This window comes from Mahella australiensis 50-1 BON (assembly GCF_000213255.1).
GTDB classification, from domain to species: domain Bacteria; phylum Bacillota; class Clostridia; order Mahellales; family Mahellaceae; genus Mahella; species Mahella australiensis.
Genome location: NC_015520.1, coordinates 551546 through 576780, shown reverse-complemented (window position 1 = coordinate 576780; position 25235 = coordinate 551546). Strand labels below are relative to the sequence as shown.

General features: G+C 41.2%; 22 protein-coding genes and 1 pseudogene. 2 read left to right on the top strand and 21 right to left on the bottom strand.

The genetic code is table 11. The features are described 5' to 3' along the window. Positions 1 to 2: 2 nt before the first annotated feature. The 13 genes and pseudogenes from MAHAU_RS02600 to MAHAU_RS15675 all read right to left on the bottom strand — a co-directional run bounded on the left by MAHAU_RS02600 (position 3) and on the right by MAHAU_RS15675 (position 12904). A complete protein-coding gene (locus MAHAU_RS02600; protein ID WP_013780162.1) occupies positions 3 to 1133 on the bottom strand; it encodes an anaerobic sulfatase maturase in 1131 nt (376 codons plus the stop codon). Then, a complete protein-coding gene (locus MAHAU_RS02595; protein WP_013780161.1) occupies positions 1126 to 1914 on the bottom strand; it encodes a TatD family hydrolase in 789 nt (262 codons plus the stop codon). Before MAHAU_RS02595 ends, MAHAU_RS02600 begins: the two co-directional genes overlap by 8 nt. Positions 1915 to 1932: 18 nt before the next feature. Further along, positions 1933 to 3465 (bottom strand): annotated as a pseudogene (gene metG / locus MAHAU_RS02590) (methionine--tRNA ligase); the annotation flags it as partial. 201 nt (positions 3466 to 3666) lie between these two features. Then, positions 3667 to 4185 carry a type 1 glutamine amidotransferase domain-containing protein gene (locus MAHAU_RS02585; RefSeq protein WP_013780159.1) on the bottom strand — a complete coding sequence of 173 codons (519 nt, stop codon included), beginning with the start codon at positions 4183 to 4185 and terminating at the stop codon, positions 3667 to 3669. A gap of 126 nt (positions 4186 to 4311) precedes the next feature. Further along, entirely contained in the window at positions 4312 to 5352 is a 1041-nt protein-coding gene (locus tag MAHAU_RS02580) for a hypothetical protein (RefSeq protein WP_013780158.1), read from the bottom strand. A 563-nt stretch (positions 5353 to 5915) separates the two neighbouring features. Next, complete coding sequence (locus MAHAU_RS02575) at positions 5916 to 6749, bottom strand: hypothetical protein (RefSeq protein ID WP_013780156.1); 834 nt, start codon at positions 6747 to 6749, stop codon at positions 5916 to 5918. A gap of 835 nt (positions 6750 to 7584) precedes the next feature. After that, entirely contained in the window at positions 7585 to 8196 is a 612-nt protein-coding gene (locus MAHAU_RS02565) for a hypothetical protein (protein WP_013780155.1), read from the bottom strand. A gap of 234 nt (positions 8197 to 8430) precedes the next feature. Next, entirely contained in the window at positions 8431 to 8955 is a 525-nt protein-coding gene (locus MAHAU_RS02560) for a S8 family serine peptidase (RefSeq protein ID WP_049783326.1), read from the bottom strand. A 128-nt stretch (positions 8956 to 9083) separates the two neighbouring features. Continuing rightward, positions 9084 to 9434 (bottom strand): hypothetical protein, encoded by a 351-nt coding sequence (locus MAHAU_RS02555; RefSeq protein WP_041643795.1) that lies wholly within the window; start codon positions 9432 to 9434, stop codon positions 9084 to 9086. Between the two features lie 98 nt (positions 9435 to 9532). Then, complete coding sequence (locus MAHAU_RS02550) at positions 9533 to 10219, bottom strand: hypothetical protein (protein WP_013780154.1); 687 nt, start codon at positions 10217 to 10219, stop codon at positions 9533 to 9535. 166 nt (positions 10220 to 10385) lie between these two features. Further along, on the bottom strand, positions 10386 to 11021 hold the full coding sequence (locus MAHAU_RS02545) for a zinc metalloprotease (protein ID WP_013780153.1): 636 nt from the start codon (positions 11019 to 11021) through the stop codon (positions 10386 to 10388). A gap of 1342 nt (positions 11022 to 12363) precedes the next feature. Next, on the bottom strand, positions 12364 to 12621 hold the full coding sequence (locus MAHAU_RS15680) for a ComEA family DNA-binding protein (protein WP_083809818.1): 258 nt from the start codon (positions 12619 to 12621) through the stop codon (positions 12364 to 12366). A gap of 67 nt (positions 12622 to 12688) precedes the next feature. Then, the gene (locus MAHAU_RS15675) at positions 12689 to 12904 is read right to left on the bottom strand and encodes an MBL fold metallo-hydrolase (protein WP_049783324.1); all 216 of its coding nucleotides are present in this window, start codon (positions 12902 to 12904) and stop codon (positions 12689 to 12691) included. On the opposite strand from MAHAU_RS15675, the gene MAHAU_RS16120 reads away from it, so the two are divergent. Further along, a complete protein-coding gene (locus tag MAHAU_RS16120; RefSeq protein ID WP_083809817.1) occupies positions 12904 to 13041 on the top strand; it encodes an AraC family transcriptional regulator in 138 nt (45 codons plus the stop codon). The genes MAHAU_RS15675 and MAHAU_RS16120 overlap by 1 nt on opposite strands. A 171-nt stretch (positions 13042 to 13212) precedes the next feature. Here MAHAU_RS16120 and MAHAU_RS02530 read toward each other — a convergent pair whose 3' ends face one another. From MAHAU_RS02530 to MAHAU_RS02505, 6 genes are all read right to left on the bottom strand, one after another. Further along, positions 13213 to 13800: a hypothetical protein gene (locus MAHAU_RS02530; protein WP_013780152.1), complete on the bottom strand. Its 588-nt coding sequence runs from the start codon at positions 13798 to 13800 to the stop codon at positions 13213 to 13215. A 303-nt stretch (positions 13801 to 14103) separates the two neighbouring features. After that, on the bottom strand, positions 14104 to 15261 hold the full coding sequence (locus MAHAU_RS02525; protein WP_013780151.1) for a tetratricopeptide repeat protein: 1158 nt from the start codon (positions 15259 to 15261) through the stop codon (positions 14104 to 14106). Between the two features lie 23 nt (positions 15262 to 15284). Next, a complete protein-coding gene (locus MAHAU_RS02520) occupies positions 15285 to 16052 on the bottom strand; it encodes an ABC transporter permease (RefSeq protein ID WP_013780150.1) in 768 nt (255 codons plus the stop codon). After that, on the bottom strand, positions 16021 to 16785 hold the full coding sequence (locus MAHAU_RS02515) for an ABC transporter ATP-binding protein (RefSeq protein ID WP_013780149.1): 765 nt from the start codon (positions 16783 to 16785) through the stop codon (positions 16021 to 16023). The genes MAHAU_RS02520 and MAHAU_RS02515 overlap by 32 nt, the downstream gene beginning before the upstream one ends. A 605-nt stretch (positions 16786 to 17390) precedes the next feature. After that, complete coding sequence (locus MAHAU_RS02510) at positions 17391 to 20372, bottom strand: UvrD-helicase domain-containing protein (protein WP_013780148.1); 2982 nt, start codon at positions 20370 to 20372, stop codon at positions 17391 to 17393. A 16-nt stretch (positions 20373 to 20388) separates the two neighbouring features. Further along, a complete protein-coding gene (locus MAHAU_RS02505; RefSeq protein WP_013780147.1) occupies positions 20389 to 22953 on the bottom strand; it encodes a PD-(D/E)XK nuclease family protein in 2565 nt (854 codons plus the stop codon). Between the two features lie 220 nt (positions 22954 to 23173). Between MAHAU_RS02505 and MAHAU_RS02500 the strand changes: the two genes are divergently transcribed. Then, positions 23174 to 24040 (top strand): cation diffusion facilitator family transporter, encoded by an 867-nt coding sequence (locus tag MAHAU_RS02500; protein WP_013780146.1) that lies wholly within the window; start codon positions 23174 to 23176, stop codon positions 24038 to 24040. A gap of 3 nt (positions 24041 to 24043) precedes the next feature. Here MAHAU_RS02500 and MAHAU_RS02495 read toward each other — a convergent pair whose 3' ends face one another. Next, positions 24044 to 24523: a COG2426 family protein gene (locus MAHAU_RS02495; RefSeq protein WP_013780145.1), complete on the bottom strand. Its 480-nt coding sequence runs from the start codon at positions 24521 to 24523 to the stop codon at positions 24044 to 24046. Between the two features lie 5 nt (positions 24524 to 24528). Continuing rightward, entirely contained in the window at positions 24529 to 25119 is a 591-nt protein-coding gene (locus MAHAU_RS02490) for a TatD family nuclease-associated radical SAM protein (RefSeq protein WP_013780144.1), read from the bottom strand. Positions 25120 to 25235 lie beyond the last annotated feature (116 nt).

The window sequence follows — 25235 nt, the reverse complement described above, 5'->3', positions numbered from 1 at the left end:
AATCATCGCGCCTCCTTCCACCTCGACGCCAAGCGTTCGAATCTGCTTTGGCTGTATTTATAAAACCGTTTATAGGCATCGCAATAATATGTGCGATGTTGATCTATCCTACTCTCACTCCAGTAGAACTTACGGCAGCCTCCCCAGCACATGGATAAATACTCACAATTTTGACATTCATCCGTTATGGGCTGCTTACCGTTACGAAACGCTTCGTATTTATCCGACAGCAAGAGCTCTTTCAAAGGCTTATCGCTTATATTGCCCAAATGCCATCGAGGTTCTACAAAGAAATCACAAGGATAAATATCCCCGTTATATTCCACTACCACAGTACTATTGCAAAAAGGCGAGCAGGTACATGATGGATGCCGCCCAGTCACATAATATATCATCAACTCGTCGAAATCGCGTATATAGCACTCAGGTTGCCCCATATTATACCACTTATCAAACATGCGGCAAAGAAATTCACCATAATCATCCTTCGATACAGAAAATGGCGCTACATTACCATGCTCATCCGTCTCCAAACACGGTATGAACTGCATATACCTTATACCCATATCGAAGAAATAATTGAAAAGCGCCTCGGGTTTCTTGGCGTTGACGTCATTTATAACTGTCAATATATTGAACTCCACCCCATGCCGCTGAAGTAACTTGACCGCTCGCAATACCCTATCATGGGTAGGCTTGCTACCTCGATCCTTCCTATAAATATCATGAAACCTGGCCCGACCATCCATGCTGATGCCTATGAGAAAATTATTTTCGGCAAAGAATTCAGCCCAATCGTCATCCAACAATATGCCGTTGGTCTGAAAGGCATTATTAACCTGTTGCCCATCTTTTTTATACTGCTGTTCTAAAGTTACAGCCGTTTTGTAAAAATTCAAGCCCATAAGCGTGGGTTCTCCGCCTTGCCAAGCCAAGGTAGCTACAGGGCCGGCCACATCCATATACTGAGCTATCATCCGTTCCAATATTTCCACATTCATGCGCGTTATACCGGGGTAAAGCTGTTGCTTGGGCATATAGAAACAGTACTGGCAGGCCAGATTGCAATCGGCCGAGGCCGGCTTTACAAGCAGGCTGAGTCCTTCAAACAATAATTTTTTATCTTCAGGCATGGCGCTCTGCACCCAGTTCGGTCAGGCCGAACAGCTTTATGGCATTGTGTCCGGTTATGCGCACGACGTCATCGTATTGCATCCCCTTTATCTCTGCTATCTTTTGGGCAACGTAACGCACATTACCCGGGTAATTCCTTTGCCCTCTATGCGGTTCCGGAGATAAGTAAGGGCTGTCGGTTTCTATCATTATGCGCTCTATGGGAACCGCTTTGACCACATCTATAAGCCGGCGGGCATTTTTAAATGTTATATTGCCGGTAAACGATATTAAAAATCCCAGTTTCAAACATTCTTCAGCCATCTCCACGCTTCCGGAAAAACAATGCAATACGCCCTTTTGATTTTTACCGCGATTCTTCAATATGCTCATCATATCGCCGTGGGCATCGCGGTCATGTATGATAACCGGTTTGCCCAATTTATCGGCCAATTTCAGTTGGCTCTTAAAACAAGCCTTTTGAATATCACGTCCGGGTTCATCATAATGGTAATCCAGCCCTATTTCTCCTATAGCCACTACCCTATCATCTTCAGCTAATCTCTCTAATTCGGCCAAATCTGTATCGTTTAAATGTTCAGCGTCCTGAGGGTGCACGCCCACCGCGGCATATATGAACTCATATGCATGGGCTAATTCTATAGCCTTGCGTGAGGAGACCATATCGGCTCCGGGATTTATAACGCAGTCTAGGCCGTCCTGCCTTAGCTGTTGTATTACATGCTCTCTGTCCTCGTCAAAGCGTGCATCGTCTAAATGGGCGTGAGTATCTATAAGCAATGTCCTACCTCCCTATTGTATCCTCGGGAATAGCGCCGGACCCTTTTTGACCATTGTCCCGGGTTCTATTGCGCCAAAATCGTATAAACTCTGCCAGGATGTAGTTGGGCCTTCGGCAAGTCCTATTTGTCTCCATATCATGGGCGATGTGTTGGGCATATACGGTTGTATCATGACGGATATCATGCGTATGACCTCGGTCAGATTATAGAGCACGGTACCCAAACGCTCCTTTTGTGCTTCGTCCCTGGCTAATACCCACGGCATGGTTTCATCTATATATTTATTGCTTCGGGCGACAAGTGCCCATATCTCCGACAAGGCGTTACTGAATTGGAGTTTATCCATCAGCTCCTCCATTTTCTTTGGGGTACTCAAAGCCATGGATTTTAAGCCGTCGTCCATAGATTGAGCAGTAGAGGGCACAGGTAACACGCCACCAAAATATTTCTCCACCATAGCTACCGTACGGCTGACCAGGTTGCCCAGATCATTGGCCAGATCGGAATTTATACGATTGACCAGCGCTTCGTTTGAAAAATTACCGTCTGCCCCAAATGGTACCTCGCGCAGCAGGAAATAGCGCACAGCATCTACGCCGTACTGTTCGACCAATTTGAGCGGATCTATTACATTGCCTTTTGACTTGGACATCTTACCGCCATCCATGACCAGCCATCCGTGGCCAAATACCTGTTTGGGAAGCTCTAGACCCAAAGCCATCAATATGGCAGGCCATATTATAGTATGAAAGCGCACTATTTCCTTGCCTACCAAATGCACATCAGCCGGCCAATACTTTCGAAATGCCTCGTCATGATCGGTAAACGCGCCCAGTGCTGTTATATAGTTGCTGAGAGCATCTATCCAAACGTATATTACATGCTTAGGATCGAAGGTCACCGGGATACCCCAGCTGAAAGATGTACGCGATACGCACAAATCCTCTAATCCTGGGCGCAGAAAATTATTCAACATCTCATTTCGCCGCGATGCAGGCTGTATAAAATCAGGATGGGTTTCTATATACTCTATCAATCTATCCTGGTACTTTGAGAGCTTAAAAAAGTAAGCTTCCTCGCGCACCCTCTCCACCGGCCTGCCGCAGTCCGGACATTTGCCGTTAACCAACTGCAGCTCAGTCCAGAATGCCTCGCACGGCGTACAATACCAGCCCTCGTACTCGCCCTTATATATATCTTCCTGCTCATAAAGGCGGTTGAATATAGTCTGCACTATCTTCATATGTTCTGGGTCTGTAGTACGTATGAATTGGTCATATGATATATCCATTGTTTCCCACAGATTTTTTATCCATGATACTATATCATCCACATACTGCTGCGGCGTCACGTTATGCTGCCTGGCCACTCTCTCTATCTTCTCGCCGTGCTCGTCGGTGCCGGTCAGAAACCACACATCATAGCCGGTCATCCGCTTAAAGCGCGCCATAGCGTCAGCCGCCACTGTAGTATAGGAATGCCCTATATGCAGTTTATCGCTCGGATAATATATAGGTGTAGTTATATAATAGGTTTTATCCTTGGACATATTTAGCTCCTTTCGGAATAAACAAATTAAACTATTACCAGTAGTATACCCCATTTCATTGCATTTGGCAATTATATAGCTTCTTCCTTTATTAGTAATAAGATTAGGCCCGGTATATATCCTCAATTACGGTTTTAAAGCCGGTTTGAGATATATACCGGGCCTATTGTCGATTTATTATATATAAGTTTTTATGACCTTCTAATTGCTAAGAAATTCCACTATTGCTTTCATATATTGCGGCAAATCGGCCGGCGTACGCGACGTGATCAGGTTGCCATCCACTACCACGGGTTGATCGAGGTACTTGGCCCCGGCATGTATAACGTCGTCCTTTATAGCTGATACGCATGTCATTGTTCTGCCCTGTAAAATCTCGGCCGATGCAAGTACCCATCCGGCGTGGCATATGGCAGCCACTAATTTGCCGGCCCTATTCATCTCGCGTACAATATCAAGAGCTTCTTTATGCCTGCGTATGCCATCGGGAGCCCAGCCGCCCGGTATCAACACCCCGTCCACTTGGTCGGTTTTTACATCGGCAAATGCTACCGTCGCCTCTACAGGATACCCATGTTTGCTCATCACTGTACCCGGCTTGGCTGCAGTTACTATAACCTGAGCTCCGGCTTCTTGCAACCTTATAACAGGATACCATAACTCTAGATCCTCATAATCGTTAGCTGCAAGCATTACGAGTTTTTTTCCTTCCAAAGCCATATAAATCAGCTCCTTTTGTATTGATTTTTATATATTATATCATATATCCAGCCTTCATGGTAGATACGGCCAATTTTGTATAAATACCCAAAGCCTCTTTCATCCATATAGTACGTTTTATAGTTTTTAACCTTCGATTGCCGGGTTAGCTGAAATTATAACTTCCGCCATATTCCAGAGCTGCGGGAGAAGCTTTTTGATCTGCTCACCGCGCTGTTGAAGGTCCAACGGCGAAGCAATGCCAAGATCGGCAAGTAATTGTAAATAGCCCGGGGTGAACCTATCCTGCATTTCCGCCGGCGCATCATGATAAAGTATCTTCTGACACCTGGAATAAGTAGCCACTATCCAGAACACGGCCTCCCGATGATAGCCACCCTCAATCAACTCTCTGCTTCCATCGATAGCGATCGGCCTGGCAATATCGCTTATATCGGACGCAAAAAAGAAAGGCGTCTTCATTACTCCCTTGGCTACATCAAATACATCGGCAAGTCTTGCAAGATGGCATTCAACATCAGTACGATTCATCCTGGCACATGCCAATACTTCTAGCAAAATTTCGTAAAAATTTGTGTAACCGTATTCTTCCAGAAGTTCTTTCACCGCTAGATATCGACGTCGCACAGTTGGATTCTTAAGACCGGCCACAAGCAATACATGGCACATTACACCTGCCGCGAACAGCCAAGCAGCAACCTGATCATGAAACGGTCCCAAATCGTTCAAACTCTGAAGATTTTTCATAATCTTATTCATCGCATGTTCGCATCTCTTGTAAACCCATTTGCGCTTGGCATAATCTTCAGCTACAGCTGTTTGTATATTGCTCAATCGACCCGATGGATCCAGAATAACGCTCGGCGTTCGAAAGTCACCTGCTAGATGGTATTGAGCCAATATCTGATCAGGTAATAGAAGCTGATTAGATGGAAGATATGAAACCTCTAAAATAATATCCTGATAGATGAATTTCCCAAGCTTATCTGATGGGTTGGAATCGTCAAGTACAACCATTATGTCTACATCCGAAGTTGTAGAAAGAATAGAACTATCAGAAAGCCAATTAATCGAACCATGATAGAAAGCTCCATAAAAACCCGGCAATTTACTACCTTCATCAATGACCCACTTACGAGCGATATCCTTAGCATCTTTAACCAGCATAACCTATCCTCCTGTGAACTACATCACCAATAAATTGGCGAGCTTTGGATTCCCGATGAAACTATATCCATTCCATCGGTACATCTCCGGCGTGTCCAACGCCACTACTGCTGGGTAAACCCTACACAGATACTTTTGAAATACGACACCTTGAATATTTTACGCAGCAAAGGATTACTTGCTGCAACTACCAAATATCCAGCTATCAATGTACAACGTTGCGTACTGTAGTTACTCTGCCATTTAGCGCAACATGTGGATATACGGTACACCATTCCACATAGCAAGCACCTGTGTACAGGCTGCAGGACTACAATTGTTATTATACAATGAACTATTTCAATTGGCAAGATACACACGGCTCTCATCTCTCCAATAAATTGAAGAGGATTCCCGCCGTGTGTCCTAAATAAATTGATATATATTAATTATATCTATATTGCCTGTAGGACGTAGGACGGTTAACACGACAGATAATATAATCATAACAAAAACACATACAAGCAAGTATGCAATGATGCGTTTTTTCATGTGCCCTGACAATATGCTGCCCAAACGCATCTTCAAACCTCATCTCCGGATAGGTTATTCAATATAATAATAATTATGCTGGCTGATATAGTTAACATAATAGCAAATAAAAATACGTCTATATTCATATTCTTAATGCCTGCCGTAATATATAAGTAATTCATAATGCTATAATTAGGCTTGCCCATTAACTGTGATACAAAGTTTTCCATATAAAATAAGATTGTAGGCAATATAATTACGACATATCTATTGACATTTTTGAAAAATGAGAACGAATATGATAATAAAGCAATCGAGCCGCCGAACATGCCATCGAAAATCATATATACAACGTTAAGTAAGTAAGGATTGGCGGAATGCAAATCCTTTAACATAAAAGCGGTAAGATAATATCTGTCATAAGCAGGGTTACCCGTCGCTGCTTCCGAAACGGAAAATAGAGGAACAGAGGTCATACACATGATCTGATGTATCAACAAAGGCAAAAAAGCTATTATAAAACCTGAAACAAACACCGCTATACCCTTGCTGAAAATATACAAACCTCTGTTGCAGCGCGATACAATGAAATTTATAACTCCTTCTTTTTTATCTTCCAAATAGGAATCGGAAAAAGCAATGCTGGCAGGCAGCGTGATAAAGAATAAAAAATAAATATACTTAGTGAAATTAAACTGTGAGGTATCGTAACCAATCCATAACTGATAAGCAGACATCAACTGAGAAGTATAACTTTTATAGAGAACACTGCACGATACGATGAATATTACCGAAACCATTGCAAATTCGACGGTGAGCGCAATATTGAATTCATTCCTTTTGAATAATTTCCCGAACTCATGATTTAACAAACGAAAAAACATACTGCTTTACCCCGCTATTGATTATTTAATGCTCATCTGTATATATACATAATCATCAATCATATAGAGCAAGCAAATAATTTTTCTCATACCCCATATGATAGACGCATGGCTTTAATTCCCTAACTTTACCCATGTTTATAACATAGCATATATAACCAATTAAGTTAATTCCCAAAATAGGCGATAAATAGCGTTAAAGCTATGATTTTACCTTCTATGCTCCCGAATACTTCCATTATCTTAATATATCTCTTGATATCTTGGAATTTTATTATGTAAATGTTCGACATCCTTTGTGCCACATATTTATACATATTAGTAACGCCCATCATCCTTGTTATGGTCATTGGAGCTAACAATTGTGCGGAAATATAGCGGACGATCGCATAATATCAATAATCTGGATTTGATATATTCCTTTGCCTATTGCAATGGCGTTTTATGGACCAAGTTAATGCACATGAAAGGATGGCGCTAATTGATGACAATATATGAAAAAGTCGACCGTTATAAGATGGCTATCGATGAATTGCGCCCCTTTGAGGTATACCTGCTAAATGAAATTAGGGAACTATTACCGCATTGGCCTCACATGGTCAAGCAATGCTCTCGAAGGGAATGCTCTCACTTTAAGCGAGACGAAGATCCTTCTGGAAGACGGTTTGACTGTTGGCGGAAAACCACTTCGGGATACATTTGAGGCTTTAGGACATGCGAAGGTATATGATTTCTATTAAGCCCCCTATACACAAAATTATTTATACTCCATTTTATGGAACTAGCTTAATATCACAAAGTTTAGTGTTGAGACTCATCTTTATCGAAATCCCTTTTAATCGGAATCCTTTTTATAAACGATATTCCCATTGCTTGCTCTGCCTTCAATTTTCAATAATGAATCTTTAGAATTTACATTAATATCAAGAAAAACATGTTGGTCTTCCCCTAATTGTATAACCTTTACGTTAGACTGGGGATAATAAAGGATTATTTGTTTTATTCGATCGTTGTTAATATATCCTATAGTTATATGGAATTTCCGATCTTTTGTACCGGGATAAGTCCCAATAAACTGAGTAATACTAACCGGTTCTTTTTCGGCAATAGAATAGTCCTCAAAATAAGATAATTTATATTGTTCTCCATCTTGTTGTGCCACGGTAAAACCACAATATGGTAACTGCTTGTTTTTATAAGAAAACGCCAAATAACCTATGTTGTCAATGTTTTCATAATCTTCAAAGCAAATGTCAGCTACATTCTTATATCTACTATTAATAGTGCTCTCCGTTAATTCTTGAATAGAAGATGATGCCGGAATCTGCTCATATTTTGTAGTATAAGAACCTGCCGTATTTGCTGGTTGTTGAGTAGTATTGCATCCTACCAAAAGTAATAGAAGTAAACTCACATCTATGAAAGTAATACATAAATTTTTAAACATCACAATCCTCCTATTCATTTTTACAGTAAAATCAATCTTTATAAGGGTTTAATCTTCTGTATTAGTATACGCCACATTTTTGCTACACGCAAGTTATTATCACAGTTGGGATATTTTGTTCTTCGGCCCGAGTATGCCATTGACCTTTCTTGGGTCTACGCTCATTATTTCGGTTATATCGGTGTAATGTACACCTTGTTGGACCATTTCCTTGATGTCCATGACCATCTTTATTCAGATACTTAAAGACTTCATTAACTTTGCCATATTTAATACCTTAATTTCCCTTTGTTCGTTTCTCCACTTAGCCAGATAAGTATCAGTCTGTTTGATTAAAAAATTTTCTGCTTCTTTAGGCTTTAATGAAGAATAATATGCTTTAATATAAATACAAGCAAAAGTTATAAATGGAACAGAAACTGAAGTACCTGAATATCCTATAATCTTCGAGTTATCGTTAATAAGTGAAGCTATATCTTCACCTGGAGCATAAATATCTATTTGCGGATTAATATTGGTATATGGAAGAATATTGTAGTCATTCCCAATAGCCCCAACTGAGATTACTCCAGGTATATTAAAAGAAGCAGGATAATTTGCTTCATATGGATCATTTCCAGCAGAACATATAATAACAATCCCATGATTTACTGCATTCAGAATAACATTTCTAAGATCATTATTTCCTATATCTGTTCCCATGCTAATGCTAATAATATCTACATTCCAACTTAGGGCAGTTTCTATTGCTTTTACCAAAGATGAGGTATTCATCTCATCGACTGACAAGCTATATCCATATATTTATATACCTGCGTCGCATCGGCCGATATAATGGAACCGTTTATCCTTTGCATGACTTCTATGGCAAAAAATAATAGTAAAAACTACTCTCTATAATCAGCCCCAATAATTTTATGTGTATCTAAGGAAATATAAACACCTATCGGTCCCAAAAGTTCTTCATTTTTTGTTTTAAATGTAACGTGATAAACTTCTTTGTTATCATAATCTAAATCTAGTAAATTAATACTCTTTCCGTTCGCAATTACTTTCTCTAATTTTGCATCTTGCCAATCGCCAACGATCTCTTTTTTAGATTCTTCACTCAGCTGATCCCAAGCAATTTTTCGTATATCATCAGAATCCTGATTTAGCATGTTTTTTTGTGTACACCCAATAAAGTTAATAGCTAAAGCTATAAGTAAATAGGTGTATATTATTTTTTTAAGCTTCATTTAAATATTTACCGAGTAAACAGCCTCGCTACTCCTTTCAATGATATTGGAATAATATCCCTTGATGATCTAGTTTGTGTTTTCTCAGGATAAAAATTTTATCTAATTTTTTTACTAATTTTATCTTTTATTATATTTTTATAATTTTCTTTCGCCATGCTAAGAGGTTCTAGACTAGGATCTTTCCCATTACGTTTTACACTATTAGTATCAATATCAAATTTGCCATCTTTATATCCTACTATAAAATAGTAATCATTAGGTAAATCCCAATAGTTATTTTTATCTTTGCATGTAAAAATTAATACATTGTCGTTATCTTTACTCAATTCAGTACCATTATAACTTATTTTCACATACTGTTCGTCGGCATCTTGTTCAGCTATATTATTAAATTTTTTATCACCGACAATTTTTTTATAATTAGCCAGTGTTGTTACTCCACCCGGTTCAACGACCGTAACTATGTCGCCAATCTTTAGATCTCCATAATATGAATTAGTAATAGAAATCTTTAATTTGGAATATGTATAATTTCCCTTATCAAAATACGAAACTTCCTGTATGCTACCATCAAAAATCGCATCAGAGTATTTAATTAATTCATCTATATCATTATATATGCGACTTTTATCCATAGTCGTAGTCACAGTAGCGATATAATTACTTACATCTTTCGAATAGACTTCTCTATTTGCATTAGAACTTTGATAGGTGCTAATACATCCAAATAAAACCGTAAAGCTTACGATTAGCATATACATAAATACGAATTTCAATTTCATGATTTTACTTCTCCTCTCTTAAATCATGGCTTGCCATATGGCAACTTATATCATTTATTTTATCTATTTTATCCGGATAGACATCTACTTTTTTGTTTCCATCATTTACTCCCTATCATGTCTTACAGGACATAGTATAATAATAGTATTCCTAGACTCTTAATATTTATGGATATAATGAATTGATGCCCGTACAATCATCAGTTTGCGGTAAATATGTTGTGCGGCCTTGTGCTATTTGCAACATTATAACTTGTATTCCTTTGCTCTTAACTTCGCTTAATTGAGTGCTAGTCAGATGTGCCAATCCAAAACTATGGCCAAATTCGTGAGCCATTGTCCCTTGCTTATTAACAGTAGATAATGATGGATACCCATGAGAATTTTGGTTTGTATGAATTTCTGTCCAAAACCAATTACTTGAGCTTGGATCTACTTGTAGCCAATGAAAAAATCGAGTTTCTGCTAACTCAACAGAACCATCAGGTGCTGGTGGAATGTTTAGAACGGAATAAATTTCTATCAAGCCATCAGTTAAGTCCTTTTTGTAGTATATTGGCGTAGATGTCGCGTTCCATGAATTAACGGCTTTTGTAATTATAGCATCATATAATGTTGAAGAACTATTTACGTGATAATAAAGAGTATCATTCCCCCAGTCCCCAACGCCATTAGAGTTAACATGCCGATTAAACGTATTATAATAAGGACCTGAAGCAAACGCAGTGCTACCATATAACATTAGAACAATGCTTATAAAAAGCATACATCTAAAAGCTTTAAGTTTCCGTGGAGTATACATATCTAAATCTCTTCCTTCCGTAATAATTTCTAACTAACAACGTGAGAGGTTCGCTATATCCTTCACGAGACCATACTTGAAGTTTTCTCTCATTTGGCTTTTCACCGAAATATTCATTCATGCATTTTCACCAAGGATATAGATACTATAAATGATTTTTTGATTGGACAGCTGGTATTGTTTCACATATTCCATAAACTGCTCTCACTTCGTGCTCTAGACTTAGCTGTCCATACCTACTTTCTTAATTAGCTCTATAAATGTTCTACTATATTTAGCCATATACTCTCATTCATATCATATCCGTCGAGTAGACAGTCTCGGCACTTCTTTCAATGATATTTTATATCATGAAGGGATTGTTTACTACCCCTCACGGAACCGTACGTGCGGTTTTTCCGCATACAGCTCTTCTGAATCATGCTTACATCCTCCCCGCATCTTTTTGACTGTCACTATTTGTTATATCCACAACACATATATCTCAAATTGACTATCATTTTCTATATCAATATATCAATTATTTATAATATAGCTTATATAACCAATTAAGTTAATTCCCAAAATAGGCGATAAATACCGTTCAAGCCATGATTTTACCTTCTATGCTCCCGAATACTTCCATTATCTTAATATATCTCTTGATATCTTGGAATTTTATTATGTAAATGTTCGACATCCTTTGTGCCACATATTTATACATATTAGTAACGCCCATCATCCTTGTTATGGTCATTGGAGCTAACAATTGTGCAGAAATATAGCGGACGATCGCATAATATCAATAATCTGGATTTGATATATTCCTTTGCCTATTGCAATGGCGTTTTATGGACCAAGTTAATGCACATGAAAGGATGGCGCTAATTGATGACAATATATGAAAAAGTCGACCGTTATAAGATGGCTATCGATGAATTGCGCCCCTTTGAGGTATACCTGCTAAATGAAATTAGGAAACTATTACCGCATTGGCCTCACATGGTCAAGCAATGCTCTCAAAGGGAATGCTCTCACTTTAAGCGAGACAAATATCCTTCTGGAAGACGGTTTGACTGTTGGCGGAAAACCACTTCGGGATACATTTGAGGCTTTAGGACATGCGAAGGTATATGATTTCTATTAAGCCCACTATACACAAAATTATTTATACTCCTTTTACTATATCCAACGACGACAGCCACAAACCCTTGTATATCCGAAGTTTGTGGCTATTTTTATCTTATTTTACTGTCAAACTCGAGTAATATACCATAACTGTTGCTGATTTTCAATGTATGAGTAACTTTCGAAAGCCCGAATGATTGGTGAAATGTTAAAATCCAAGAAGTCATATAGCACATTATCTGGTTGTTATATGATCTTTTATATCCTCAAAGGTAGCAGGCCCTATACCCGATACCTCTTGTATCTCTTCTACGGCCTTGAACGGCCCGTTTCGTTCTCTATAATCAATGATACTTTGGGCTTTAGCCGATCCTATGCCGGGTAGTTTATCCAGCGTGGATTGATCGGGATGGCCATAATCATTGCCCCGACCTACAGATATGATTGCCGCCCCTTGCCCGTACAGCATCCAAAAATTCTTAGGATGTGGCATCGGCTGAACCGTGATGCCCTATTTTCACAACATCAGCTGTCAAGTCTTGCCCAGACTTGAGCATTTGCTATTCAGACACCAGCCCAGCATCGCCCATAAACAGGAAACGCATTTGACCATACTGTATCTTTAGCCCCGCTGAGTACTGATTCGGATCTTCGTATTTATCGCCCACAGGAGCCAAAAAAGCAGCACTTATACCCCCGTCTAAAGGCAACAATGTGCCGGCTTTAGCGGTATGCCCCCAAAAGTTAGTATACCAGCGCTTATTCAGCTCTTCCATTGAACCGTATCGTTCTTTCATCTAATATAAAAGAAATAAGCCATGCCGTAGGATATAATGACGTGAGCTATTTTTGCTCTTTATTTCGCAAATATGAAGGCATGACGCCGGGCGCGTTCAGAAAAACGCATCAATAGCAGGGCATGAATACTCATACCCTGCTATTATCGTACTACTCCTTAATGCTGCCTATCATCACGCCATGTATGAAATAGCGCTGCAAAAACGGATAAACTATTAGAATAGGAACTGGCCAAATAACGGTCAGCTTCTTCTCCTACCTAGTTTACATAGCACACATTAGTGCTTTAATCTATATCTCTTGGCGCTATATCCATTGGCGCATCTACTTTTATGGTAATCACATTTTTATAATAATCCCCTTCCCCGGAAGGTATTATCCTAACATAGCTTTTATCTTTGCCTTCCCATACGACTTCTTTTCCATCTAAAAGATCATCCAAAGAATTGCCCATTGGCGGTTCTTTGAAGAAATCTTCTGCCTGTTCTTTTATTTTCGGTAAATACGCCTCATAATCGGATTCATTGTTGAATTTAATAAGAAATTCACCGCCACAAAACTTATCATCCTGCATGTGATAAAGCACTACGATCTCTCTATCATCATATTTTTTGTGCGTTTCCAACCTGTCTAATTTTTCTTCGTAGGATGCCTCGGGCGCTTTCTCTTTTATTACTGCTTGATTGGACATCCATTCAATATTTTGAAACTTAAATCCGTTATCTGTCTTAGTGACCACATTCCCGAATATATCTTCTTCAACGAGATCATTCGCGTCCCCTGATGTACTTACATTAGAGTTGTTCTGACTACATGATACAAAAGTAAGCAAAAACATTGTTGAAAGAATCAGACATAAAAACTTTAATTTCACTAGAATCTCCTCCCTTACATATATTGATAATTATTCTGAGTATATAGTATAACTCCTATTCTATTATCCTTATATCTTCTAAAGGCATCGAAAAGTCATCCTGCGAAAGCGCGCCACAATCATCGTCAGCGTTTGTGAAGCTGGTTTCACAAACGTTGATATCACGAATATTCTTCTTGAGCAAGTTATAGGACTCATTTTTGCCTATCGAAAATAGGCACTTTTTAAAACACTCTAAAGTATACCTCTAAAAGCCAACGTTGCGATCGTAAACGATTAGGAGAATAAGAACTCTTAGTTGGCTTAATATAGCAATGATTCTCTTCTTGAGTCAACATCATATTTGATAGCGTTTATATAATCAAAATCGGTTTTATCTGTTGATTTTAACAGCAAATAAAAGCATTCCAATGCTTTCCCATTATCGCCCGTTTGTTGATACATCATGCCGAGATGATATCGAATTACATCCTTATATTTGCCTTGGCCGAGCAAGCCTTCCATAGCTTTTATCGATTCAACCGTTAAACCATTGGCTTCCAGCAGCATCGCATCTATGATCTTTTTCTCAGGAGTATCATTGCCCAAAAGTAGAACCCTTCTATCGAGTTCCTCCAGTTCGGTCGTTTTGCCCATTATACTCAGGCGATCCCCCAACAATATATAACCATACCCATATTGGGGATTGATGTCTATAAGCTTTAGGAATGTTTGAACGGCATTTTCGTTATCATTATAGTAAATCTCTAATTTACCCTTCTTCTCCAATATCGGTGTTATACCGCTCACATCAACATCATCGATGTATTTTAGTGCCATATCGCATATTTCCAACTGCAAACGTTCTTGAGCGACATAAAAATCCAATATACGCATGAAAGCCTCTGCAGGTTTTGATCGGACATCTTTCTCAAACAGCGTTAATGCTTCAATCCAATCGGCGTAATGTTTGATGTCTCCGCCGCTGTTTTTCACTATATCAAGAGCCTTTTGAGCACAGACAAGTGACTGTTTACGATCCGAAACGAACAACAATTGAGACAATCTGCTCCATATAACTCCGTCGTTGGGATTAATAGTTAAAATATCCCTTAATTGTTTTTCCGCATCATCCAGAGCCCCGCTATTTTCCATAACGGTCGCGCGCAAAGACATGATCTCTGTATTGTCAGGGTCTATCTGTAAAGCCTTCTTTAATAAAGCATCGGCTTTTTCATACTGCCTTTTATCCCTGAAATATCTCAACGCCAATTCATAAATAGCATCTATATCCTCAGGGTTGTTTTGTATGTATATCTCCATGCGCCGTATAAGCTCATCGGTTTTATACATCTGAGCATATTCCGGATCGTTATATCTGCTTTCAGCCATGTGATTTATCGCTGTTATTCCCAAAATACCTGCAATTATAACAGCAATAATAACCGAATATATTATCCTTTTATCTATAGTATAAGCCATATTCTTTACTCCTTGCCGCAGAATCAGATTTGTTTTTTGCTGAATATAAAACAGCCTATCCCACTAAAAGCCGCTATATAGACTATAAACAATGCAACGTATTTCATGAATTCTAGCCAATCGAATTCAAACATATCCAAAAAAGCAAAAAATGTTTGTCCTTTTAAAAAGAAGTAATTTGTAAGCCATTGAGGTAACGGTATAACGGAGCATAATAAAACAGTCATAAAAAATATAATTACCGCAACTCCTTGATTCTCAAAGATAGCGTCTATGAGCATAGAATAGCTTCCGATACACAAAAAATATACTTCACCTATAATCGTAGTTATTATAATTCTCCATAATGCTTCCCGATAAGTGATAGCATAATACTCAATATTAATCCTGTTTATATCGGTAACAATGGAAAGTAGAACGGTGCTCGCGAGGATCATTATAGAAAATATCGATACGAATATGACGGCTGACGCTATGAATTTAGCCATATAGATCGTTTCTCTATCCATTATGCTGCCGAATAAAATCTTTATGGTTTTAAGCTTAAACTCATCATTTAATACGGATATAAAGAAATACGCTATAATTAGTGGAAAGAACGTCGTCGCATTTACGGCATACAAAGAGTAAATAAGATGCACCAGATTAGGCTGCTCATTTTTATTTGTGACAATAAAATAATACTCTCCCAGCAAGGTTAATGATATTGAAGCGCTTAATAAAATTATCATCCAAAGGAAGCTTTTTGAACGAACTATTTTAGCTATCTCTATTTTCAGAATGTCGATCATCGTTATAAATCCCCACCTTCCTAAAATAATATTCTTCTAAAGCGTTTTGATCCCCATTGCTTATTGAATCTCTATTTATTTGTTCAACAGAAGCTGTTTCGATAATAGTGCCTTTATCCATTAAAGCAATGCGGTCGCATAAATATCCGATCTCCGTAAGTATATGGCTCGAGATGATAACTGTCTTACCCTCTTCATTGATATCCTTGATGAATTCCCTCAGAGCTTTTATACCCGTCACATCCAGAGAATTTATCGGTTCATCCAGAATTATTATGGACGGATCATGGATTACAGCGCACGCAATCCCCAACTTCTGTTTCATACCTGAGGAATATCGTTTAATCTTTTCAGCTAGAAATTCATGAATGCCTAATCTTTGAATAATTTTATCGCTGTATGTCGTTTCTTTTTTACGATGTAGAGCTAAACACATATCCAATTGATTTTTGGCTGTTAGATAAGGGTACAGAGCCGGTTCCTCTATAAGAAATCCGACTTCATCCATTATTTTATTGGGTTCTTGGGTTACGGACAAACCTTCTACCAATACCTCTCCGGCTGTAGGCCTTGATAAACCGCATATTATTTTCAATAATGTGCTTTTACCTGCGCCGTTTTGTCCGATGATACCGATGATTTCCCCACGATTAACACTAAAATTTACATTGTTCAATATGTATTTGCCTTTAATCTTTTTAACGACATTTCTTACAGCAATGCATTTATCCATATCAAAGCTCTCGTTTCATTTTTCATAGAGTGCTTTCGAAAACTACGAAAGCCCTTGAAACCTACGTTGTAGGCTCAGCTGTTACCGTCTTACCTCCAACATTCACTATACATACCCATTTTTATTCCCAGGTATTTATTACCTGCTGCCGTCTCCATCTATCACCACTCTTAATTTTCATAAAAATTTTATTACCCATCATATCCCATTTATGTCAGCATTCTATCTTGCCTTTTTCAAATCCGTCCAATATGGGTAGACTAGCATTGCTACATCCTTTTTCAGCTTATCTTTGAGCCAGTCACACAATTATGAGGCTGTCAACGTGCAATAATGCCAACATATGGTATATTATGTTAGGCCCCTGCCTCTTGTTAGGCTTTTTACCAAAAGCTACTTCAACCATGCTGGAATCATATGGAAGTCATAGCTAGTTTTTGAAAGTACTCTTTGGTTTTTATTCCCTATTATAGATATTCTATATAAAACAAAAAAATCCTTCTTTTTCAAGAAATAATATTCTACACTCCAGTTTTATGGTAACGATACATTTATAGGCGGCAAAACTATAAGCTCTCCGCACATATATAGAGTTATCGTTAATTTTAATTCCCGCATATTTTATACCCGCAACGGCCGCAGTGCCTATAGGATGGAGGGAAATCATCCATTCCTTTTGCTGATTCTATAACTTTTACGGCATCAACAAAGCGCCGGCGTGCCTCATCTATAGCTTCGGGACTTATATCCACCTTATATGCAATATTGGGCTCAAGGTAGTATATGACAGCATCGTCCACGACAAACCCAAATACCTGCCGAGCGGCCATGGCATATGCCGCAAGCTGCGGCATGTATTCCATCGATATGCTTTCTATATTATCAGCATCGACAAAGCCGGTCTTAAAGTCCACAATGGTGGCATGCCCATCCTTTATGATCATGCGGTCTATTCGTCCTACCAGCACTATGTTTTCATCCAGCCTCATTATAAATGGCAGCTCTACCTTGACCTCATCGGTATCACCGCTAAAATAAGGGCTCTCCGCATAGGAGACTACCATATTCCTTATCCTTTCGCGAAGTTGTATGCTTGCATCCAGACCGTTCAAAGCCTCGTCTATTAAAGCATCTATCTCATCGGCCTTCTTTAATTTCTCGCATATACTGTGCACTATATCCCCTATCTGGACGGCGCTCAGCCCTTCTGCATGGCCTCCTATAACACCGGTATCGGGCGTGGCAAACCATTCGGAATCAAGCTGCAGTACGTATTCATAGTAATACTGGCGCGGGCATTGCATATATGTGATAAGCGGTGTAACCGGCCTGTACACCAGCTCGGGTGCGATTCCTTCTGCTATAATAACCGTTTGATCAATGCCATCATGTTTTACAGGTGCCTCAGCGCCATCCAGCGCGGCCGCTGTCTCCGGCAGCGGGTTGTTTTGTGCCGGCAATATGCCGCTGTCTTTGAGCCACTTCCACCACGATGGCTGTCTTTGTTTCGTCGTGTCCACATCATCGCTGGACAGGATGAGCCGATCTTTCGCCCGCGTAAACGCCACATACATAAGGCGCATATACTCCTGCTGCTGTTCCTTCGACAATTTATCCTTTATATCCTGCCATTTTGAACCTTTGCTATCCCCGTCCGGCTTTATGGCTATGCCCTTATCAACATCAAAAATCATCGGCGGATTGTCATTGCGGAACATAGATGACATGTCCGGTATGACTGCCACCGGAAACTCTAAGCCCTTGGCCGAATGAACGGTCATTATGGAAACGGCGTCATTGCCATCAAGCTCCAGCGGTGCTTCGCCTTCGTCAGCCGTATCGGCCATAGCCCTGATGCGCATTAAGAATTCATCGATCAGCATACCGCTATGGGCCGCCGACGTCGCCATATCGCAGAATTTCCACACATTACTGATCATGTGGGCGCCACCCCGCTGTGATGCCAGGCGCTTCTCATATCCGCTGTCATCCAATACCAATTGAACAATATCTGATATATTCATAGTATCTGCCATGCCTCGCCACTTAGCCATATACCCGGCCGCACGGCTTATAGGCATGCGGTATGCATCGGGCAATCGATCGGTATCGTCCAGCACATATGGTATGCCGCCGCAATTTGCCATGACCAGCAGCGCCTCATCGCTGACGCCGAAAAAAGCCTTCAGCGTACCGACCAGCGCTATGATATCGGACGGATGCGCTATGCTGGTCAGAACATTTATCATATCCTTTATCTCCTGGCAATCGTAAAAACTGCCGCCGCTTATCTCCTGATACGGTATACCGTAACGCTCAAATGCATCCTCAAATGGCAAAAGGTGCGTCCGCTTTTGAAACAGCACGGCTATATCGCCGTACCGTGGCGCGCGGAATGTTCCTGATGCATCATCGTATATCACCGCTTCCCTGCGCTCCACCATATGCGCTATTCGTCGAGCCAAAGCGTCGGCTTCAGCCTGTTTGCGACTGTCTATAGAGCCTTTAACATCAACGGGCAGTATTTCCACCGATATATAGCCGTGATCCTTTCTCGCCGGCTTAACCGCTTCGTACCGATCCATCAAACTATCAAACCGCCGGTTCACGAAATCTATTATACCGCCGACGCTGCGGAAATTTTCAGCCATCGTCAATCTTCGGCCTCCATTGGCGGAGATATCCTCAGCTATCTTATCGAACAGCTCCACCTGCGAACCCCTGAATCGGTATATAGACTGCTTGGCATCACCTACGGCAAAAAGACGACATCCCTCATTACCCGCTATGCTCATAATTAATCTATATTGTATATAGTTTATATCCTGGCCCTCATCTACCATGAGAAATTTAAACCGATGATTATATAGATCCTTCATGGCGGGCATCTGCAAAAGCTCCACCGCTTTGCGCTGCATATCCTCATAATCGAGGCTGTTGGCGACGCGTTTCCTTTCCGAATAGTTCTCTTCCGATGCAGTCAAAATGTATATGACGGCTTCTGCATCCGGCTGTCCCATATCGGTATTTTTCGCTGCTTCAGCTATCAAAAAACCGCAATCCCTTATCTGCTTATACAAGGCTTTTATATTTACGCATAATTTATCGAACCCATAGCGCATTATAAGGGGACGGACATCCGGAGCCCCAGTCGGCTCTAATGCATCTGCAACAGCTTTGGCTATGGCTTCGTCCAACCATATATCAGCCTGCGCCGGCGACACTACATCGAAAAATGGGTCTACTCCGGCTTCCACCGGATGCTCGCGCAACAGCCTGCCGCAAAAGCTGTGTATGGTGGAAATATAAGCAGTGGTCAAACGCTCTTTTACATCCGACCAATAATCCTTATCGCCGGACTTCATCTCGTCATCCGCCGCTTTGCGTATGCGCTCCGACATCTCGGCCGCCGCACGTTCGGTAAATGTTATGGCCACTATTTCATCTATATTGGCCAGCCTTTCCTTTAATATATATATGTATCTATCGACCAGCACACGGGTTTTGCCGGCGCCGGCTCCCGCTGTCACGGCAATATCCCTATCCATCGTATATACAGCAGTTCTCTGGGCATCGGTATATTCCATAGGTCACACTCCACATCTAAGCATTGCATATGTTTGTAAAATCGCAAAATCCCCCGTTGTAAGCATCGCGCAACGGGCATTTTTTCGGCTGTTTTGGATATACGCCGCGCATTATGTAATCGAAATGCTTAAAAAGTTCGCTCTTGAGCCGCTCCAACATATCATCCCATTCCTTATCATCCAGCACGCCCTTCCTCTGCCTGGGCGTATTTATACCGCTGTCTTTCTTAACCATCATACCGCTCAGTCCCGCTCCCTCTATCGAATAATAGGCTGCACCTGCAGGCGTGCAGCCTTCATGCTCGAGCATTTTGCCGGCCGCCCATATATATACCGGCAATTGAAAATCCATGCCGTCGGCTATATCGTCCGCATCCGGCGTGCTCTTGCCCTTTTTATAATCGTATATAATAAATCGGCCGTCTTGGGCTGTATCTATTCTATCTATTCGCCCTATAAGCCTTATGTCGTATCGACCATCGCTCAATATAAGCGGCGGTGCGCCGTCCATGCCGAAAGCCTGCTCCAATCTATATGGTTTATAAGCACCTTTATGCCTCTGCTCAAGCGCCAGCTCGGCGTCCAACCATGCAAGCAGCAAAGCGACCATTCGCTGTTTTTCCACATGGTAAAGCGCCTCTGTCACATACTTCGACTTTATACCGGATGTATCGATATGCCTTATGGCTATGTCGGCCAACCGCTCCGCATATCGCTCGCGCTTATCCGGCACAAGGCCGACGCCTATATAATCCTGCATAAATTCTTTCAGCGCCGCATGATATATACTGCCTATATCCAATGCCGAGGGCCTCGTCTCGTCTTCTTCAGCCCTCAATTCCAACAGCCTGCCCATAAAAAACTTGTACGGGCACATCGCGTATTCGTTAAAAGCCGTGGCCGAGAATGGACTGTTTTGAAATTTGCTTTTTATGTATACCTGCATATCGCCGCAAGCCGTATAGCCGACCGATTTAGCCTCATCCGGCCGCATCTCGCTCGGCATATCCAGTACATCGCTCACAGATACCTCGTATACGGGCATATCAGGCAATAAGGCGCTTATATCCTCCGCAAACGATGATATAAGCGCAGGCGTACCATCGGGCTTTACTTTGGGATATGTCATAAAAAGCATGCGTTGTGCCGCTTGTACGGCTAGATTGAAGAAGATGCGCTCCTGTGCCAGCAAGCCGCGCGACGTCGGCATAACTTCAGCCTTTAAGCGCTCATCGTCTTTCATAAGCCAATCGGCTCGTATAGCCCTGGGAAATTCGCCTTCCACCATGCCTGCCATGAAAATAACAGGAAAAGCGAGCCCACGCGCGGTACTGGGCATAAGCAGAGAAGGTACACTGCCGTAGGATATGCTGTCGCAATAAACTGCGCGCCCGCACATGTCGCGCAACGTACGGCAAAACTCGCCCAAGCCTACAGCATTTGCCATGCCGTTCCATTGTTGCGCCGACACCAGCGACTGTAGAATATATACAAACTGCTCATAGGCTTTCATATCGGCCGCCATCCGCTCTATATCTCCTAAACGCCCGCGTTCCGCAATGGAAAACCGCAAGCCGGAGTTTTTCAGCATATCAATAAGTTTTTGCGCATAGGCATCAAGCGTATCTTGCAGAGACAGATCCATCGTTTCTAAGTTCAAGGGCTTCAAATAAAAGCCATCGCTTATGGCTTCTGTCGATACGTTATCGTCCCACAGGCTATCCAACCAGCGCAGTATACTCGAAACCATAGGGTTATCTAGTAAACTCGCGTTATCGCCAGGTACAGGCAAGCCCCTTCGCCTAAAAGCCCACCCCATCGTTTCCCTATAAGCAACCACATCACGCGCTACTATGCATATATCCGAAGGTTTATACCCCGCTCGCAAAAGCTCTTTTACCTTACCGGCTATCCATAAACACTCGGTGCGCCTGTCCCATGCACCGGTCATGCTTATATTTAATGCCTTTATATGCGCCACATGATCATCTTGGCGCACAATACCGTCCACCACTTTGCACGGTATATGTTTTTTTACAGCGTCTATAATACGCTGCTGAAGCGGCGTGGCATCGAAAAAGTACATAAATGCCGTTTCGTTTACACTGCATAAAAAAGTCGGCAGTCCCTTTAACAAAGTTTGCTCTGCCAATATATATCGATCCTCTTTGTCATACAGCAGATTTCTACTCAATATTTCTTCATAGTTGTCATATATATGGTACATATCGGCAGCCCAGGCAGCGCTGTCGATCGGCCACAAGCTCTTGAATCGGTCGGGCGTTATACCGGCCATTTTGAGCTCGCCTATATCCTCGGCGACAGTCCATACATAACCCGGCAAAATCCGATTAAAATAAGATAAATTTTCTTTGTGCATAATAGCATCCACAACAGAGCGCCTGTACATATCATCTATGTATGTCATATTATTTGCTCGCGGCATACATCGGTCAACAAGGTCATCGAATGTCATGGCGTTTATCGCAGCAAACCCTGCCGTGCTTTCTCTAATGCATTTGTCCCTGTACTGTCTAACCAAATGGCGCGTCGGAAATATGATAAATGTACCACTATCCATATGTGTCTCCTTTGGAAAACCTTATCTTTATAACATTATAGCACATAGCCGTTGTGTTAACAGTTGCAATTTTTGTTTTGTAGAATAGAAGATTCGATTCAATTGATAACATTATTTATTGTCAATTGATAATCATCATCGTTTATTATTCTTGCATTTTTGTTATTATTATCGTATAATTAAATAATTATTATATTTCAATTGATAAGAAGGACAATGTATGGAAGACAAACATTCCAAAAACCAGCGGGCTTCGCGTTTATCGCTAATAGCTAATATCATGCTGGCTATATTAAAACTTATGGCCGGTATATTGGCCAATAGCACGGCCATGATAGCCGATGCAGCCAACTCAATCGGCGATATATTAACCGGCCTAATAACACTATGGGGAGTAAAGACTGCCGCCAATCCGGCTGACGATGAACACCCTTACGGCCACGAGAAAACCGAATCGCTGGCCGCTTGGATTTTGGCCATAATATTGATTATAACCGGCGGTATGATAATATACAGGGCCGTAACATCTTTAAGCTCCGGCCCACAAATACCAGGTATGATGGCAATAATAGCGGCCGTCATAACTATAATAGTTAAAGAAGCACTATACCGCTATACCATAAAAGTAGCTGATGAAACCAAGAGCACCGCTTTAATGGCTACGGCCTGGGATCACCGTTCCGATGTGTTGGCCACCAGCGGTGTACTGGTAGGTATAACAGGGGCCATGATAGGGTGGACTTTTTTGGATCCTGTAACCGGTATTATAATGGCCCTTATAATCATCCGAGCTGGAATAAAGGTGTTGCATCGTTCAGTCGATGAGCTGTTGGATTCTTCTGCAGGTTCCGACGTGGTGGATAAGATAAAGCAGGTTGTTTTGAGTGTATCCGACGTGGTTCATATAGATGATATAAAAACGCGGCAGTACGGTTCAACGCTCATGGTGGATATATCGATATCGGTAAATGAAGATATGACTGTGGCACAGGGGCATGATGTAGCCGAAGAGGTCAAAGCTTCTATTATGAAAGCTGTACCCGAGGTCAAGGATGTGCAGGTGCACGTAGAGCCTTACTCCGCCTGAATGCTATACCCAATGCAACACGAATACGATAAGAAAACCCGCCACGGCGTTGCCGGCCAGTATCGCAGCCATAGCCGGCAATAGCGGCAATCTTAGAAGCGTAGCTATGATAGAACCTGTCCATACCCCTGTGGTGGGCAATGGTATAGCCGCAAATACAAAAAGGCCTAATAGGCTGTAGCGCCGCACCACGCTGCTTTTATTAAGCGATCGCTGCTTAAGCCATTGAGAAAATCGAGAAAACAGCTTGGTGCGATCCAGATAATCCATAACCGGCCGCAAAAACATCAGCAATAGCGGCACAGGTATGCCGCTGCCTATATAACACAACACAAATGCCTTAAGCGAATCCATGCCGAAAGCCCTGGCCATCGGTATAGCGCCTTTAAGCTCCCATACCGGCAACATAGCTGAAAGCATAACTACAAGCTCTTCTCCTAATATATCAAATATGCGGCTCAGATCCACACTAACCCCTTCCATCCTCTCTAACGCTCATATTCTCTCACCCTGAAGCCGACTCCCAGTTTATCGGCAATAGCCTTGCATCGCTCTATATCCTCAGGCGACAATACATTTACCACCGTAAGCGTAACATCAGGTATATATTTTTTGCACTCGGCTGTAAATTCCAATATGGCATCGAAGGACCGCTCGCCGAATTTCGGATCACATACTTTAACATAACGTTCGGCATCCGGAGCATTAAGACTTATAGATACGGCATCTATGAGACCAGCTAATTCCGGCACCACATTGCGGCCATGTATAAGATTGGCCTGACCGTTGGTATTTATCCGTACACGTGCTCCTTTACTCTTTAAAACCCTGCTGATCTCCAAAAGTTCATCCAATCTCATCATCGGCTCCCCGTATCCGCAAAACACTATTTCTTTATATTTTTTCGGATCGCCCACAGCTTCTATAACCTCCTGCACGCTCGGTTCTCTATCCAACCACAAGTCATACCCTTTGTAACCATCCTCATTCTCTCTCAGGCAAAAGCTGCATCGATTGGTGCATCGATTGGTAAGGTTTATATAAAGATTCTTTCCAACTTCATATACTGTTTGCTGCACGCAGAACATCCCTTCTTTTATTTATTCATGAACCATTCCTATTATACTACAAATTGATAAATTAACATATTGCAATGAAAAACTATCCATTTGCCGATATATGATGTATAATATTA

Bases quoted from the DNA above. Each gene is read 5' to 3' on its own strand.
- MAHAU_RS02505 (WP_013780147.1), bottom strand. From the start codon at position 22,953: ATGGATAGTGGTACATTTATCATATTTCCGACGCGCCATTTGGTTAGA.
- MAHAU_RS02575 (WP_013780156.1), bottom strand. From the start codon at position 6,749: ATGTTTTTTCGTTTGTTAAATCATGAGTTCGGGAAATTATTCAAAAGG.
- MAHAU_RS02515 (WP_013780149.1), bottom strand. From the start codon at position 16,785: ATGGATAAATGCATTGCTGTAAGAAATGTCGTTAAAAAGATTAAAGGC.
- MAHAU_RS15675 (WP_049783324.1), bottom strand. From the start codon at position 12,904: ATGGAAGAGCTGAATAAGCGCTGGTATACTAACTTTTGGGGGCATACC.
- MAHAU_RS02585 (WP_013780159.1), bottom strand. From the start codon at position 4,185: ATGGCTTTGGAAGGAAAAAAACTCGTAATGCTTGCAGCTAACGATTAT.
- MAHAU_RS15680 (WP_083809818.1), bottom strand. From the start codon at position 12,621: ATGCCACATCCTAAGAATTTTTGGATGCTGTACGGGCAAGGGGCGGCA.
- MAHAU_RS02500 (WP_013780146.1), top strand. From the start codon at position 23,174: ATGGAAGACAAACATTCCAAAAACCAGCGGGCTTCGCGTTTATCGCTA.
- MAHAU_RS02525 (WP_013780151.1), bottom strand. From the start codon at position 15,261: ATGGCTTATACTATAGATAAAAGGATAATATATTCGGTTATTATTGCT.
- MAHAU_RS02565 (WP_013780155.1), bottom strand. From the start codon at position 8,196: ATGTTTAAAAATTTATGTATTACTTTCATAGATGTGAGTTTACTTCTA.
- MAHAU_RS02600 (WP_013780162.1), bottom strand. From the start codon at position 1,133: ATGCCTGAAGATAAAAAATTATTGTTTGAAGGACTCAGCCTGCTTGTA.
- MAHAU_RS02550 (WP_013780154.1), bottom strand. From the start codon at position 10,219: ATGAAATTGAAATTCGTATTTATGTATATGCTAATCGTAAGCTTTACG.
- MAHAU_RS02580 (WP_013780158.1), bottom strand. From the start codon at position 5,352: ATGCTGGTTAAAGATGCTAAGGATATCGCTCGTAAGTGGGTCATTGAT.
- MAHAU_RS02545 (WP_013780153.1), bottom strand. From the start codon at position 11,021: ATGTATACTCCACGGAAACTTAAAGCTTTTAGATGTATGCTTTTTATA.
- MAHAU_RS02555 (WP_041643795.1), bottom strand. From the start codon at position 9,434: ATGAAGCTTAAAAAAATAATATACACCTATTTACTTATAGCTTTAGCT.
- MAHAU_RS02495 (WP_013780145.1), bottom strand. From the start codon at position 24,523: ATGGAAGGGGTTAGTGTGGATCTGAGCCGCATATTTGATATATTAGGA.
- MAHAU_RS02510 (WP_013780148.1), bottom strand. From the start codon at position 20,372: ATGGAATATACCGATGCCCAGAGAACTGCTGTATATACGATGGATAGG.
- MAHAU_RS02520 (WP_013780150.1), bottom strand. From the start codon at position 16,052: ATGATCGACATTCTGAAAATAGAGATAGCTAAAATAGTTCGTTCAAAA.